Here is a 14,836-nt window from a genome sequence, read left to right as displayed (position 1 = left end):
GGAGAGCAGGATGAGATTAAATCGCATAAGTGCCATCAACTGGAACAAGATCCAGGATGATAAAGATCTCGAGGTATGGAACCGCCTGACCAGTAACTTCTGGCTGCCGGAAAAAGTCCCGCTGTCGAATGATATTCCTGCCTGGCAGACGCTGAATGCGGCTGAGCAGCAACTGACCATTCGCGTATTTACCGGGCTGACGCTACTCGACACCATTCAGAATATTGCGGGTGCGCCAACGTTAATGCAGGATGCACTAACCCCGCATGAAGAAGCCGTGTTGTCGAATATCAGCTTTATGGAGGCGGTACATGCCCGGTCATACAGCTCTATTTTCTCCACTTTATGCCAGACCCAGGATGTGGATGCGGCCTATGCCTGGAGTGAGGAAAATGCCCCTCTCCAGCGCAAAGCACAAATCATTCTTGAACATTACGCCAGCCATGATCCGCTGAAGAAGAAAATTGCCAGCGTATTTCTGGAATCTTTCCTGTTCTATTCCGGTTTCTGGTTACCAATGTATTTCTCCAGCCGTGGCAAGCTGACCAATACTGCTGATTTAATCCGTCTGATTATTCGTGACGAAGCGGTACATGGTTATTACATCGGTTATAAGTATCAAAAAGGTCTGGAAGCCATTACAGAATCGGCACGCGAAGAACTGAAGAATTTTGCGCTCGATCTGTTAATGGAGTTGTACGATAACGAAGCACGCTATACGGAAGAGCTCTACGCAGAAACGGATTGGGTGGAGGACGTCAAAGCATTCCTTTGTTACAACGCCAATAAAGCGTTAATGAACCTGGGTTATGAGGCGTTATTCCCGGCTGAAATGGCGGATGTAAATCCGGCGATCCTCGCCGCACTGTCACCTAATGCCGACGAAAACCACGATTTCTTCTCCGGTTCGGGGTCGTCCTATGTAATGGGAAAAGCCGTCGAAACCGAAGACGACGACTGGAACTTTTAACACACATTATTGCGGAGAATATCCGACTGTTTTCCGCAATAATATTTTAACTGCATCACACAATTATGCATATGTGATCTACACTCAATCTCAGTCACATTATTCGTCTGCATTTCAACAATTCAGACGTCTTTTCGGTGTTCCTTACAAAAAATATCATCTTGCTGTTATCAGCGCTCAGCCCTTATATCATGGGAAATCCCGCCTCCTGGCCTTCGGCAATATTCATGCCATTAACAAATTCAGGGTTGTCTCAGATTCTCAGTATGTTAGGGTAGAAAAAGGTAACTATTTCCATCAGGTAATATATCGATATAAACAAATAACAGGAATCATTCTATTGCATGGCAATTAAATTAGAAGTTAAAAACCTCTATAAGATATTTGGCGAGCATCCACAGAGAGCGTTCAAATATATTGAAAAAGGACTTTCAAAAGAGCAAATTCTGGATAAAACAGGGCTATCGCTTGGCGTTAAAGACGCCAGTCTGGCCATTGAAGAAGGCGAGATATTTGTCATCATGGGATTATCCGGCTCGGGTAAATCCACAATGGTACGCCTTCTCAATCGCCTGATTGAACCCACCCGTGGACAGGTACTGATTGATGGCGTAGATATTGCCAAAATATCAGATGCCGAGCTTCGCGAGGTGCGCAGAAAAAAGATTGCGATGGTTTTCCAGTCCTTTGCATTGATGCCGCACATGACGGTACTGGACAATACAGCATTCGGTATGGAATTAGCCGGTATTGCCGCAGATGCTCGTCGTGAAAAAGCGCTGGATGCGCTACGCCAGGTCGGATTAGAGAATTACGCTCACGGTTATCCGGATGAGCTTTCCGGTGGTATGCGCCAGCGTGTTGGCCTTGCCCGTGCATTAGCCATTAACCCTGACATCTTATTAATGGATGAAGCTTTCTCAGCGCTCGATCCGTTAATTCGAACTGAGATGCAGGATGAACTGGTAAAACTGCAGGCGAAACATCAGCGTACCGTGGTCTTTATTTCCCATGATCTTGATGAAGCTATGCGCATTGGCGACAGAATTGCCATTATGCAAAATGGCGAGGTGGTACAGGTCGGTACACCGGATGAGATCCTGAATAATCCGGCAAATGATTATGTGCGCACTTTCTTCCGTGGTGTTGATATAAGCCAGGTATTCAGCGCGAAAGATATTTCACGCCGTAGCCCTGAGGGCTTAATTCGTAAAACACCAGGCGTAGGTCCACGATCGGCCCTGCAATTATTGCAGGATAAAGATCGTGAATATGGTTACGTAATTGAACGCGGTAATAAATTCATTGGCGTCGTCTCCATCGACTCATTAAAAGCAGCCTTAAGCCAGTCACAAGGTATTGAAGCAGCTTTAATTGATGAACCGTTAGCTGTAGATGCACAAACCCCTCTGAGCGAGTTGCTTTCTCATGTTGGTCAGGCGCCATGCGCCGTACCGGTTGTCGATGAGGAACAGCAGTATGTGGGCATTATTTCAAAACGCATGCTGTTACAGGCTTTAGATCGCGAGGGGGCAAACAATGGCTGATCAAACGAATCCGTGGGATACCACACCAGCGGCCGATAGCGCCGCACAATCCGCTGATGCCTGGAGTACGCCGTCTGGTGCGCCAGCCGACGGAGGCAGCGCAGACTGGCTGACCAGCGCACCCGCACCAGCGCCTGAACATTTCAACATTATGGATCCCTTCCATAAAACGCTGATCCCGCTGGATAGCTGGGTTACCGAAGGGATTGACTGGGTAGTAACCCATTTCCGTCCTGTCTTCCAGGGCATTCGTGTTCCGGTAGATTACATCCTTAATGGCTTCCAGCAGCTGCTGCTGGGTATGCCTGCACCTGTAGCGATTGTTCTTTTTGCACTGATCGCATGGCAGATTTCCGGCGTCGGGATGGGTGTTGCCACCTTAATCTCATTGATTGCTATTGGCGCAATTGGCGCATGGTCGCAGGCGATGATAACCCTGGCACTGGTACTGACCGCGCTGCTGTTTTGCGTGGTGATCGGCCTGCCAATGGGAATATGGCTGGCGCGTAGTCCCCGAGCGGCAAAAATTGTTCGTCCCCTGCTGGATGCAATGCAAACCACGCCTGCGTTCGTCTATCTGGTGCCGATTGTTATGCTGTTCGGTATCGGCAACGTACCGGGGGTAGTCGTGACGATTATCTTCGCCCTGCCGCCAATCGTGCGTCTGACCATTCTGGGGATTAACCAGGTGCCAGCCGATCTGATTGAGGCCTCGCGCTCATTTGGCGCCAGTCCGCGTCAGATGCTGTTTAAAGTACAGCTGCCGCTGGCGATGCCGACCATCATGGCGGGGGTTAATCAGACACTGATGCTCGCCCTTTCCATGGTCGTTATCGCTTCGATGATAGCGGTTGGTGGGCTTGGTCAGATGGTCCTGCGTGGTATCGGTCGTCTGGATATGGGGCTGGCTACCGTCGGTGGGGTCGGGATTGTTATCCTCGCCATTATTCTGGATCGTCTGACACAGGCTGTCGGTCGCGACTCGCGTAGCCGCGGTAACCGTCGCTGGTACACCACCGGACCTGTCGGGCTTTTCACCCGTCCTTTCATTAAGTAATTCACCCATTGCCCGGTGGCATTGCGCTCGCCGGGCCTGAAACTCATAAACTTTGCACAAAATCATTTAAGTTGCACCGCGGCAGCACACGAAGTATCCCGGAAGCGTACAAACAGTATGTGACGAGTACATAAGAGCAGCCAACAAAGAGTCAGCTTGAAAGATGAAGTGTAATAAGGAACAACGATGCGACAGAATATAATCCTTGCCACAACGTTTGCCACCCTTGTCTCTACCAGCGCTTTCGCTGCCGACCTGCCGGGCAAAGGCATCACTGTACAACCTATCCAGAGCACCATCTCTGAAGAGTCCTTCCAGACGCAACTGGTCAGCCGCGCGCTGGAAAAACTGGGGTATACCGTCAACAAAGCGAGTGAAGTTGACTACAACGTCGGCTACACCTCCATTGCCTCTGGCGATGCGACTTTTACCGCCGTGAACTGGCAGCCGCTGCATGATGATATGTATGCCGCAGCAGGCGGAAATAAAAAGTTTTATCGCGAGGGGGTATTCGTAACAGGTGCGGCGCAGGGGTATCTGATCGACAAGAAAACCGCTGAGCAGTACAAAATCACCAATATCGCCCAACTGAAAGATCCGAAGATTGCCAAAATTTTTGATACCAATGGCGACGGTAAAGCCGACATGATGGGCTGTTCACCAGGCTGGGGCTGTGAAGCCGTTATCAACCACCAGAACAAAGCATTCGATCTGGAAAAAACGGTCGATGTCAGTCACGGTAACTACGCGGCGATGATGGCCGATACCATTACCCGCTTTAAGGAAGGCAAACCGATCCTCTACTACACCTGGACACCGTACTGGGTGAGCGACGTAATGAAGCCGGGCAAAGATGTGGTCTGGTTGCAGGTACCGTTCTCTTCCCTTCCAGGTGAGCAGAAAGATATTGATACCAAACTGCCAAACGGCGCTAACTACGGCTTCCCGGTAAACACTATGCATATCGTTGCTAACAAGGCGTGGGCCGAAAAAAACCCGGCGGCGGCAAAACTGTTCGCGCTGATGAAGCTGCCGCTGGCAGATATCAACGCGCAGAACGCGATGATGCATGACGGTAAATCTTCTGAAGCAGACGTACAGGGCCACGTTGATGGTTGGATTAAAGCCCACCAGCAGCAGTTCGACGGTTGGGTGAAAGAAGCGCTGGCCGCGCAGAAGTAATTCCCCTTTATGCCGGATGGCGGCGCGACGCCACCATCCGGCCTGGTAACCAGCGCACTTCTCTCCCTTCCCCATAACCGCACAATCTATCACCTAACAAATCTGCAACATGTAGCTGCTTCCGTTATGATTGTTTTCTGAAACCCATTATTCAGTTGAAAACAATGACTAAAACCACTCATGGACTTAGCCCGTCGCTGATCCTTTTAATGTCCATCGCAACCGGTCTGGCCGTCGCCAGTAACTACTACGCGCAACCGCTACTCGACACCATTGCGCGTAACTTTTCGTTGTCGGCCAGTACTGCGGGCTTTATCGTCACCGCCGCGCAGCTTGGTTATGCTGCAGGCCTGCTGTTTCTGGTGCCGCTTGGCGATATGTTTGAACGTCGGATGCTCATTGTCTCCATGACGCTGTTAGCGGCTGGCGGCATGTTAATTACCGCCAGCAGTCAGTCATTGACAATGCTGATCCTCGGTACGGCGCTGACCGGACTCTTTTCCGTGGTGGCACAAATTCTGGTTCCGCTGGCGGCAACGCTCGCCACGCCGGACAAGCGCGGCAAAGTCGTTGGCACAATTATGAGTGGTCTGTTGCTGGGCATTCTGCTGGCGCGTACCGTCGCCGGATTACTGGCCAATCTGGGCGGCTGGCGCACTGTGTTTTGGGTGGCGTCGGTACTGATGGCGCTGATGGCTATCGCGCTGTGGCGCGGCCTGCCGAAGATGAAATCTGAAACCCATCTCAACTATCCGCAACTGTTAGGTTCCGTCTTCAGCCTGTTTATCCACGACAAGCTGCTGCGTACCCGTGCGATGTTGGGCTGCCTGACCTTTGCCAACTTCAGTATTCTCTGGACATCAATGGCCTTTTTGCTCGCCGCGCCGCCATTTAACTATTCAGAAGGCATGATCGGTCTGTTTGGTCTGGCTGGTGCTGCCGGTGCGTTAGGCGCTCGCCCTGCTGGGGGATTTGCCGATAAGGGTAAATCACATCTCACGACCACCATCGGTCTGTTATTACTGTTATTCTCCTGGCTGGCTATCTGGTTCGGGCATACATCAGTGCCAATGCTGATTATCGGAATCCTGGTGCTGGATCTCACCGTGCAGGGTGTTCATATCACCAACCAGACGGTTATTTATCGCATCCATCCGGATGCACGTAATCGGCTGACTGCCGGATACATGACCAGCTATTTTATTGGCGGAGCGGCAGGTTCGCTGATTTCTGCTTCTGCCTGGCAGCATGCCGGCTGGGCTGGCGTTTGCCTGGCGGGTATGACCGTTGCCGTACTCAACCTGCTGGTCTGGTGGCGAGGTTTTCACCGCCAGGAAGCCGTAAATTAAGCGGATACAGCTCGTTTATCTCTGATTAAGCTCCTCAGGGTGTTAAGGAGCTCATCAGTCTGCTAAGGTTATAACTCATTGAGCCAGGTTATTTTAATTTCGGTAATGAAGCCTATAATCCTATGGAAAGCCCTGTTCCCCAGTCTGACCCCAGCCCGGCAACGTTAACGGAAGGGGTCAAAGACAGCCTGCCGATAGTCATCAGTTATATTCCGGTCGCATTTGCATTTGGTCTCAATGCAACTCGCCTGGGCTTTACTCCCGTTGAAAGCCTCTTTTTCTCCTGCATTATTTACGCGGGAGCCAGTCAGTTTGTCATCACCACCATGCTCGCCGCAGGAAGCTCACTGTGGATCGCCGCGCTTACCGTGATGGCAATGGATGTTCGCCACGTTCTGTATGGCCCTTCCCTGCGTAGCCGTATCGCCCGACGACTCAGCAAACCCAAAAGCGCGCTGTGGGCCTTTGGTCTCACCGATGAGGTGTTCGCTGCTGCAACGGCAAAGCTGGTACGGGATAACCGGCGCTGGAGTGAAAACTGGATGATCGGCATTGCGCTGTGCTCATGGATTTCCTGGGTATTCGGCACGATTATTGGCGCATTTTCTGGCAGTGGTTTACTGAAGGACTTTCCGGCGGTCGAAGCGGCTCTCGGATTTATGCTCCCGGCTCTGTTTATGAGCTTTCTGCTCGCCTCTTTCCAGCGTACACAGGCGCTATGCGTCACTGCGGCATTAGCCGGAGCGCTGACGGGGGTAATATTGTTTTCTATCCCCGTCGCGATCCTGGCAGGCATTGTCTGCGGATGCCTGACGGCGCTCATCCAGTCATTCTGGCAAGGGGGTCCTGATGAGCTATGAGGTTCTGCTGCTCGGCCTGTTGGTCGGTGGCGTCAATTACTGTTTTCGCTATTTGCCACTCCGTCTGGGGATGGGAAATGTTCGCCCGACTAAACGCGGCGCGACAGGCATACTACTCGACACTATCGGCATTGCATCAATTTGCGCCCTGCTGGTGGTGTCTACCGCACCAGAAGTGATGCACGACGCCCGTCGGTTTGTGCCTACACTGGTGGGGTTTATTGTACTGGGCGCAAGTTTCTATAAAACCCGAAGCATCATCATTCCGACATTGTTGAGTGCTCTGTGCTATGGATTAGCATGGAAAATGCTGGTTGTTTTATAGATAAAAATAATCATTTTAATTAAATAATACATTTACTTTATTTGTCACTGTCGTTACTATATCGGCTGAAATTAATGAGGTTATACCCAAATGGATAGTTCGTTTACGCCCATTGAACAAATGCTAAAATTTCGCGCCAGCCGCTACGAAGAGTTCCCTTATCAGGAAGTTCTTCTCACTCGTCTTTGCATGCATATGCAGGGCAAGCTGCTGGAAAACCGCAATAAAATGCTGAAAGCTCAAGGGATTAACGAGACATTGTTTATGGCGTTGATTACGCTGGAGTCTCAGGAAAACCACAGTATTCAGCCTTCTGAACTGAGTTGCGCGCTTGGCTCGTCGCGGACTAACGCCACCCGCATCGCGGATGAGTTAGAAAAACGTGGCTGGATCGAACGTCGCGAAAGCGATAACGATCGCCGCTGTCTGCATCTGCAATTGACCGAGAAAGGCCATGCATTTTTGCAGGAAGTATTACCGCCTCAGCATAGCTGCCTGCATCAACTCTGGTCCTCTCTCAGCGCCACCGAAAAAGATCAGCTTGAGCAAATCACTCGTAAGCTTCTGACCCGTCTTGATCAGATGGAACAAGATGGCACGGTATTAGAAGCGCTGCGCTAATGCGCTGACTCGCTCAAAAATCCAGATTTATAAATGAAAAACCGACAGGCCAGCACGTCATACTGCTGGCCTTTCTGATAAACAGGTCGGCTCAGCCGATGTGAAAAAAATAAGATCGTGGAGAACAACATGAGCGCAAATGCGGAGACTCAAACCCCGCAGCAACCGGTCAATAAGAATGGCAAACGTAAAAGTGCGCTGCTCCTTCTGACCTTGCTCTTTATTATCATTGCCGTGGCATATGGGATTTATTGGTTTTTAGTACTGCGTCATATCGAAGAGACTGACGATGCCTACGTGGCAGGGAACCAGGTTCAAATCATGGCTCAGGTATCAGGCAGCGTGACGAAAGTCTGGGCTGATAACACTGACTATGTCAAACAAGGCGATGTGCTGGTCACACTCGACCAGACGGATGCTAAGCAGGCATTTGAAAAAGCCAAAACTGCGTTGGCCTCCAGCGTGCGCCAGACGCATCAGCTGATGATCAACAGCAAACAGCTACAGGCCAGCATTGAAGTGCAAAAAACGGCACTGGCCCAGGCCCAGAGCGACTTTAATCGCCGGGTTCCACTGGGTAATGCCAACCTGATTGGTCGCGAAGAGCTGCAACATGCCCGCGATGCCGTCGCCAGTGCTCAGGCTCAGCTTGATGTCGCAATCCAACAATATAATGCGAACCAGGCGATGATCCTCGGAAGCCGACTGGAAGATCAGCCTGCCGTACAACAGGCAGCCACCGAAGTGCGTAATGCCTGGTTGGCGCTTGAACGTACCAAAATCGTCAGCCCGATGACCGGTTATGTTTCCCGCCGTGCCGTGCAGCCTGGCGCGCAGATTAGCCCGACCACGCCGCTGATGGCGGTCGTACCAGCCACTAACCTGTGGGTGGATGCAAACTTTAAAGAAACGCAATTAGCCCATATGCGTATCGGCCAACCTGCTACGGTTATCAGTGATATTTACGGCGATGACGTTAAATACACTGGTAAAGTTGTCGGCCTGGATATGGGGACAGGCAGCGCCTTCTCCCTGTTACCTGCACAAAACGCGACCGGTAACTGGATCAAAGTGGTACAGCGCCTGCCGGTTCGCATCGAGCTGGATGCGCAGCAACTGGCGCAGCATCCACTGCGTATTGGTTTGTCTACGCTGGTTACGGTAGATACCTCAAATCGTGACGGACAGATTCTGGCAAGCCAGGTCCGTACGACACCGGTAGCTGAAAGTAATGCACGTGAAATCAACCTTGATCCGGTCAATAAGATGATCGAAGAGATCGTGCGGGCCAACGCGGGTTAATTCAAAGGTGCGTGTGATGCAACAGCAAAAACCGCTGGAAGGCGCGCAGCTCGTCATCATGACGATCGCGCTTTCCCTGGCGACATTCATGCAGGTGCTGGACTCCACCATTGCGAACGTGGCGATCCCCACTATCGCCGGGAACCTGGGCTCTTCGCTGAGCCAGGGGACCTGGGTGATCACCTCTTTCGGTGTGGCGAATGCTATCTCCATCCCGATCACCGGCTGGCTGGCAAAGCGCTTTGGCGAAGTCAGACTCTTCATGTGGTCTACCATTGCCTTCGTTATTGCGTCATGGGCATGTGGGATGTCCAACAGCCTGACCATGCTGATTTTCTTCCGTGTGATTCAGGGGATTGTCGCCGGCCCGTTAATTCCACTGTCACAAAGCCTGTTACTGAATAACTATCCTCCTGCCAAGCGGTCTATCGCCCTGGCACTTTGGTCGATGACGGTGATTGTCGCACCTATTTGTGGCCCGATTCTCGGGGGCTACATCAGCGACAACTATCACTGGGGCTGGATATTCTTCATTAACGTGCCGATCGGCGTTGTGGTGGTGTTGATGACGCTGCAAACCCTGCGTGGTCGGGAAACTCGTACCGAACAGCGGCGCATTGACGCGATTGGTCTGGCACTGCTGGTTATCGGTATCGGTAGTTTGCAGATCATGCTCGACCGCGGCAAAGAGCTGGACTGGTTTGCCTCGCAGGAGATTATCATCCTGACGGTAGTCGCCGTAGTGGCCATCAGCTTCCTGATTGTCTGGGAGCTCACCGACGATAACCCAATTGTCGACCTCTCCTTGTTTAAGTCGCGAAACTTTACCATCGGCTGTTTGTGTATCAGCCTGGCCTATATGCTCTACTTCGGTGCAATCGTCCTGTTGCCACAGCTGTTGCAGGAAGTCTACGGATATACTGCGACCTGGGCGGGTCTGGCATCCGCACCGGTTGGGGTGATTCCTGTGCTCCTGTCGCCGATTATTGGTCGCTTCGCGCACAAGCTGGATATGCGTCGACTGGTTACGTTCAGCTTTATTATGTACGCCGTCTGTTTTTACTGGCGTGCATGGACGTTCGAACCTGGTATGGATTTTGGCGCGTCTGCCTGGCCGCAGTTTATTCAGGGATTCGCCGTGGCCTGCTTCTTTATGCCACTGACCACTATCACACTGTCAGGTTTACCACCTGAGCGTCTGGCGGCGGCATCAAGCTTGTCTAACTTTACGCGAACACTGGCCGGTTCTATCGGAACGTCGATTACAACGACAATGTGGACTAACCGTGAATCGCTCCATCACGCGCAGTTGACGGAGTCAGTCAACCCATACAACCCCAACGCACAGGCTATGTATGACCAGTTGCAGGGGCTGGGGATGACCCAGCAGCAGGCTTCCGACTGGCTGGCGCAGCAAATTACTAACCAGGGCCTGATTATTTCTGCTAACGAAATCTTCTGGATGTCGGCGGGGATTTTCCTGGTGCTGCTCGGGCTGGTCTGGTTTGCCAAACCGCCATTTGGCGCGGGCGGTGGTGGTGGCGGTGCGCACTAACAGAACGTAAAAAGGGCCCGTGTGGGCCCTTTTTTATTGCCCGGTAGTTCGTTGCTTACCGGGCCTGCACTCAGCACAATTCTGTAGGGCCAGATAAGGTGCGTAGGCACCATCCTCCGGCGCGATAACTAGATATGCAGTTCCTGCAGCTTCTCTTTCGGCAACGCCAGCTCTTCATTGCTGTTGACGCGCACATCATGCTCAAGAATATGGCGTGCAATATCCTGCGCCTCACTGAGGGAGTGCATCTGATACGTGCCGCACTGGTACACGTTAAGTTCCGGGATCTGATTCTGATCCTGCACTTTCAGCACATCAGCCATCGCTGCTTTCCAGGCATCAGCCACGCGCTGCTCTTCAGGCGTACCAATCAGACTCATATAGAAACCGGTACGACATCCCATTGGAGAAATATCGATAATCTCGACACCATTACCGTTGAGGTGGTTACGCATAAAACCGGCAAACAGGTGTTCCAGAGTGTGGATACCTTTCTCAGGCATCACCTCTTTGTTTGGAATACAGAAACGCAGATCAAACACGGTGATTGCGTCGCCATGCGGGGTGTTCATCGTTTTTGCGACCCGGACTGCAGGAGCTTCCATCCGGGTATGATCGACAGTAAAACTATCTAACAACGGCATTTAGCCACCTCCGATAAATTTTTTAAAAATAATCTGAACTCTTTGTTCCGGGGCGAGTCTCAGTATATGAAAGACGCGCATTTGTTATCATCATCCCTGTTTTCAGAGATGAAATTTTGGCCACTCCCGAGTGGCCTTTTTCTTTTGTATCAGGCGTGCTTTTCCAGCCACACGTCAAACGACTCAGTATCGGCCGCTTCAATTTCCTGCTGACGACGCTTTGATACCTCGGTTTCAGCAATAAACTCTTCTTCCTGCAACATTTCCAGCGGCTCTTCACGCAGCAGATTACGGTAAGCCTCTCCCAGCGCTTTGCCAGTGCCGCCAATGCCTGTATCAATCATAGACCGCAGGATCCGGGCTGAAAATGTCAGTTCAGGGTTGTCAAAGCACGCGACCAGTTCATCACAGACTTTTTGATATTCCTCTCCGCCGTGGATGCTGTCCAGCGTTTGTGCTACGCGTTTCAGATCACGGAACAGATCTTTGCCCACTTTAGGCAGCGGGAACTGGGCAGTTTCGCAGCCAATGCCTAACGTCAGGCCCGGCTTACGTCCTTCCAGAATCACACGGTTCCAGTTAGTACGAGTGCATAACAGCTCATCGCTACTCATCTCCGGCGCATCAGCCAGTACGCACCAAACCATAAACAGATCGAGGAAACGCACCTGCTGCTCATCCACGCCAATGGGTGAGAATGGGTTAATATCCAGCGAACGCACTTCAATGTACTCAATGCCGCCGCGCAGAAGCGCATCAGACGGCGATTCACCACTGCGAGTAACGCGTTTCGGGCGAATAGGTGCATACAATTCGTTTTCAATCTGCAGCACGTTGCTATTGATTTGCAGCCGCTTACCGTCTTTCTCCAGACCGATCGCCGCGTACTCCTCGGAAGGGGTTTTAATCGCGCGCTTCAATCCTGCCACATACTCATGCAGATCGTTAAACGTAATTCCGAGATTGCTTTGCGACTTATTGGTATAACCCAGGTCACTCAGGCGCAGAGACGTTGCATATGGTAGGTAATACATACCACAGTCGGTTTTTTCAAACGGCAGGGTCGTTGGTTTTCCTTGCAAGAAGGAGGAACAAATTGCCGGAGAGGCACCAAACAGATACGGGATCACCCAACCAAAACGGTAGTAATTACGGATCAGACGGAAGTAGCCTGCGGAGACTTTCTCTTTGGCGTCATCATCGCTCGTTACGCCGCACTTTGCCTGCCAGAATGCCATTGGCAGAGAAAAATTGTAATGTACGCCGGAGATGGTTTGCATCAACGCGCCGTAACGGTTCTTGAGGCCTTCACGGTAGAGCGTTTTCAGACGACCAATATTTGAAGTACCGTACTGCGCCAGTTCAATATCCTGACCTTCGGCAATATAACAAGGCATGCTCAACGGCCACATACGCTCATCGCCAAGGTTTCTGGCGGTATAGCGATGCAGATCGCGCATGAATGTGAGCATTTTCTGAATGTCGTCGCCAGGAGGAGTAATAAACTCCAGCAGCGTTTCGGCAAAATCGGTGGTTATCCATTTATGCGTAAGCGCTGAGCCTAATACATCAGGATGTCCCGTCGTTGCCAATGAGCCATCAGCATTAACGCGCAGCGTTTCACGCTCCAGCCCACGTTGAATCCCCTTTAACGCCTGGGGATTTTTTTCCAGCCAGGCCAGCGCCTGTGATACGTCCGGGATCAAATTGACCTCCCGCCTGTCAAAATCGTTTTAATTAGCATAATGGTATTGGTTACCCTACAGGCTATCCACAACACAATTAGTGCCACCACATAATGCCTTGCGTCGTAACCGCTGCCACCACAACGTAGCGCAGCGCTTTGCCAAGACATAAAAAAAACATCACCGGGCCCCACGAGATACGCATCCATCCCGCTAACAGGCACAGTAAATCACCCACAACTGGCATCCAGCTTAATAATAGTGTGACAGCGCCATAGCGCTTCAACCAGCCAGTGGCTTTCTCTTGCCAGCGTGATGTTTTACGCAACGGAAAGAAACGCCCAAGGATAACGTTAGTTAACCCTCCAAGGCTATTACCCATTGTTGCTGTTAAGACTAAGACCCAGGGATGACTTACCCCAGAGACCAGCAAAGCCACTAAAACAACTTCAGAATTACCAGGTAATAGCGTGGCGCTGAGAAAACTGCTGGCAAACAGTGACAGGAGCGACAGTCCATCACTCACAATAACCGGACATCCACGGCATCCATTCCGGCTGCGTATGCCGCCTGCAGTCCAAAATCGGCATCTTCAAATACTACGCAGCGAGTTGGCTCCACCCCCATACGCTCGGCACACAGTAAGAACGTATCAGGAGCAGGCTTATGGCATTGCACGTGGTCTGCAGCAACGACAGTATCAAAATAGTGACGCAGCCCGAGATGAGCGAGCAGAGCTTCAGCAATCGCACTTTCGCTCCCGGTACCTACCGACATTGGCCGACGACCATGCCAGGCTTTCACCACATCGACTAACGGCAAAGGCTGGACACTGTCCAGCAGCATGCTTTTAACTTTATCGGTTTTTTCGCGAGCCAGTGCATGAGGATCCAGATCGGCCTGATTCAGTTCAATAACCGATTGGGCAATACGCCATGTTGGGGAGCCGTTGAGTGCAACCATGGCCTGCTCATCAAAACGTAGTCCATAGCGCCCTAATACTTCACGCCACGCTTTACGGTGCGTCGGTTCAGTATCCAGGATGGTGCCATCCATATCAAAAATCAAACCCGCATAACGTTCGTACATCGTCTTCTCACAAGCCGAATGACCAGACGTTATTTTATCGTAATTGATTGATTTTGTCGCTGACGGAGAATTGAGGATTGTTCAGATAGAAGGAAAATGACTAAGGAGGAGAATAGAAACTTGCGATTATCTTGCAGATGATGAAACAACAGAATCGCTGTTATCTCGGAGAAGATGGTGCATCCGGGAGGATGACTCACTGACGTTCGCCCTACGGGCCGTTGCTGAAGCAACGTTATCCTCCCTGGTTCTAGCGACTATCTCGCAGACCATGAAACAACAATCCAGCTGTTATTTTGGAGAAGATGGTGCATCCGGGAGGATTCGAACCTCCGACCGCTCGGTTCGTAGCCGAGTACTCTATCCAGCTGAGCTACGGATGCATCAGGGAAACTTATTTTACTGCCGATACTGAAATCGCTATAAAAACGGTTTCAAGTAAGAGATGGTGCATCCGGGAGGATTACTCGGCTGCGCCTTGCCCTACGGGTCGTTGCTGAAGCAACGCTATCCTCCCTGGTGCTCGCGATTATTTCGCAGACCATGAAACAACAGCTTAGCTGTTATCTCGGAGAAGATGGTGCATCCGGGAGGATTCGAACCTCCGACCGCTCGGTTCGTAGCCGAGTACTCTATCCAGCTGAGCTACG

The 14,836-nt window shown here is 51.4% G+C and carries 14 protein-coding genes and 1 tRNA gene; 10 read left to right on the top strand and 5 right to left on the bottom strand.

All coding sequences use genetic code 11. The annotated features are described in order from the left end of the window. The first annotated feature begins 10 nt into the window (after window positions 1-10). From nrdF to emrB, 10 genes are all read left to right on the top strand, one after another. The gene (gene nrdF / locus OGX98_RS15385) at window positions 11-970 is read left to right on the top strand and encodes a class 1b ribonucleoside-diphosphate reductase subunit beta (RefSeq protein ID WP_045446572.1); all 960 of its coding nucleotides are present in this window, start codon (window positions 11-13) and stop codon (window positions 968-970) included. Window positions 971-1,314: 344 nt separating this feature from the next. Next, the gene (gene proV / locus OGX98_RS15380) at window positions 1,315-2,517 is read left to right on the top strand and encodes a glycine betaine/L-proline ABC transporter ATP-binding protein ProV (protein ID WP_045446575.1); all 1,203 of its coding nucleotides are present in this window, start codon (window positions 1,315-1,317) and stop codon (window positions 2,515-2,517) included. Continuing rightward, entirely contained in the window at window positions 2,510-3,574 is a 1,065-nt protein-coding gene (gene proW, locus OGX98_RS15375) for a glycine betaine/L-proline ABC transporter permease ProW (protein WP_045446578.1), read from the top strand. Before proV ends, proW begins: the two co-directional genes overlap by 8 nt. A gap of 186 nt (window positions 3,575-3,760) precedes the next feature. Then, window positions 3,761-4,756 carry a glycine betaine/L-proline ABC transporter substrate-binding protein ProX gene (gene proX / locus OGX98_RS15370; RefSeq protein WP_200012345.1) on the top strand — a complete coding sequence of 332 codons (996 nt, stop codon included), beginning with the start codon at window positions 3,761-3,763 and terminating at the stop codon, window positions 4,754-4,756. A 164-nt stretch (window positions 4,757-4,920) separates the two neighbouring features. Beyond that, window positions 4,921-6,105, top strand: a complete 1,185-nt coding sequence (locus tag OGX98_RS15365; RefSeq protein WP_045446584.1) for an MFS transporter — start codon at window positions 4,921-4,923, stop codon at window positions 6,103-6,105. 122 nt (window positions 6,106-6,227) lie between these two features. Further along, window positions 6,228-6,965 (top strand): AzlC family ABC transporter permease, encoded by a 738-nt coding sequence (locus OGX98_RS15360; protein ID WP_225761557.1) that lies wholly within the window; start codon window positions 6,228-6,230, stop codon window positions 6,963-6,965. Beyond that, complete coding sequence (gene ygaH, locus OGX98_RS15355; RefSeq protein WP_045446590.1) at window positions 6,955-7,290, top strand: L-valine transporter subunit YgaH; 336 nt, start codon at window positions 6,955-6,957, stop codon at window positions 7,288-7,290. The genes OGX98_RS15360 and ygaH overlap by 11 nt, the downstream gene beginning before the upstream one ends. A gap of 90 nt (window positions 7,291-7,380) precedes the next feature. After that, window positions 7,381-7,911, top strand: a complete 531-nt coding sequence (gene mprA, locus OGX98_RS15350; RefSeq protein ID WP_045446593.1) for a transcriptional repressor MprA — start codon at window positions 7,381-7,383, stop codon at window positions 7,909-7,911. Between the two features lie 129 nt (window positions 7,912-8,040). Then, window positions 8,041-9,213, top strand: coding sequence for a multidrug efflux MFS transporter periplasmic adaptor subunit EmrA (emrA, locus tag OGX98_RS15345; protein WP_045446596.1), 1,173 nt, complete (start codon window positions 8,041-8,043; stop codon window positions 9,211-9,213). A gap of 16 nt (window positions 9,214-9,229) precedes the next feature. Next, window positions 9,230-10,768, top strand: coding sequence for a multidrug efflux MFS transporter permease subunit EmrB (gene emrB, locus OGX98_RS15340; RefSeq protein WP_286595489.1), 1,539 nt, complete (start codon window positions 9,230-9,232; stop codon window positions 10,766-10,768). Window positions 10,769-10,896: 128 nt separating this feature from the next. Here the strand turns inward: emrB and luxS are convergent, their stop codons facing one another. The 5 genes from luxS to OGX98_RS15315 all read right to left on the bottom strand — a co-directional run bounded on the left by luxS (window position 10,897) and on the right by OGX98_RS15315 (window position 14,569). Then, entirely contained in the window at window positions 10,897-11,412 is a 516-nt protein-coding gene (luxS, locus tag OGX98_RS15335; protein WP_286595488.1) for an S-ribosylhomocysteine lyase, read from the bottom strand. A 149-nt stretch (window positions 11,413-11,561) separates the two neighbouring features. Then, window positions 11,562-13,118 carry a glutamate--cysteine ligase gene (gene gshA / locus OGX98_RS15330; RefSeq protein WP_286595487.1) on the bottom strand — a complete coding sequence of 519 codons (1,557 nt, stop codon included), beginning with the start codon at window positions 13,116-13,118 and terminating at the stop codon, window positions 11,562-11,564. A 76-nt stretch (window positions 13,119-13,194) separates the two neighbouring features. Then, window positions 13,195-13,623: a YqaA family protein gene (locus OGX98_RS15325; protein WP_045446605.1), complete on the bottom strand. Its 429-nt coding sequence runs from the start codon at window positions 13,621-13,623 to the stop codon at window positions 13,195-13,197. Continuing rightward, window positions 13,620-14,186, bottom strand: coding sequence for a fructose-1-phosphate/6-phosphogluconate phosphatase (yqaB, locus tag OGX98_RS15320; RefSeq protein WP_048220699.1), 567 nt, complete (start codon window positions 14,184-14,186; stop codon window positions 13,620-13,622). Before yqaB ends, OGX98_RS15325 begins: the two co-directional genes overlap by 4 nt. A 306-nt stretch (window positions 14,187-14,492) precedes the next feature. After that, window positions 14,493-14,569: transfer RNA gene (locus OGX98_RS15315), tRNA-Arg, on the bottom strand. Window positions 14,570-14,836: the final 267 nt, after the last annotated feature.

Origin of the sequence: Citrobacter sp. Cm046 (genome assembly GCF_030333065.1) — a bacterium.
Taxonomy (GTDB): domain Bacteria; phylum Pseudomonadota; class Gammaproteobacteria; order Enterobacterales; family Enterobacteriaceae; genus Citrobacter; species Citrobacter murliniae.
The sequence above is the reverse complement of the archived record's forward strand: the minus strand, read 5'-3'. Positions and strand labels throughout refer to the sequence as shown.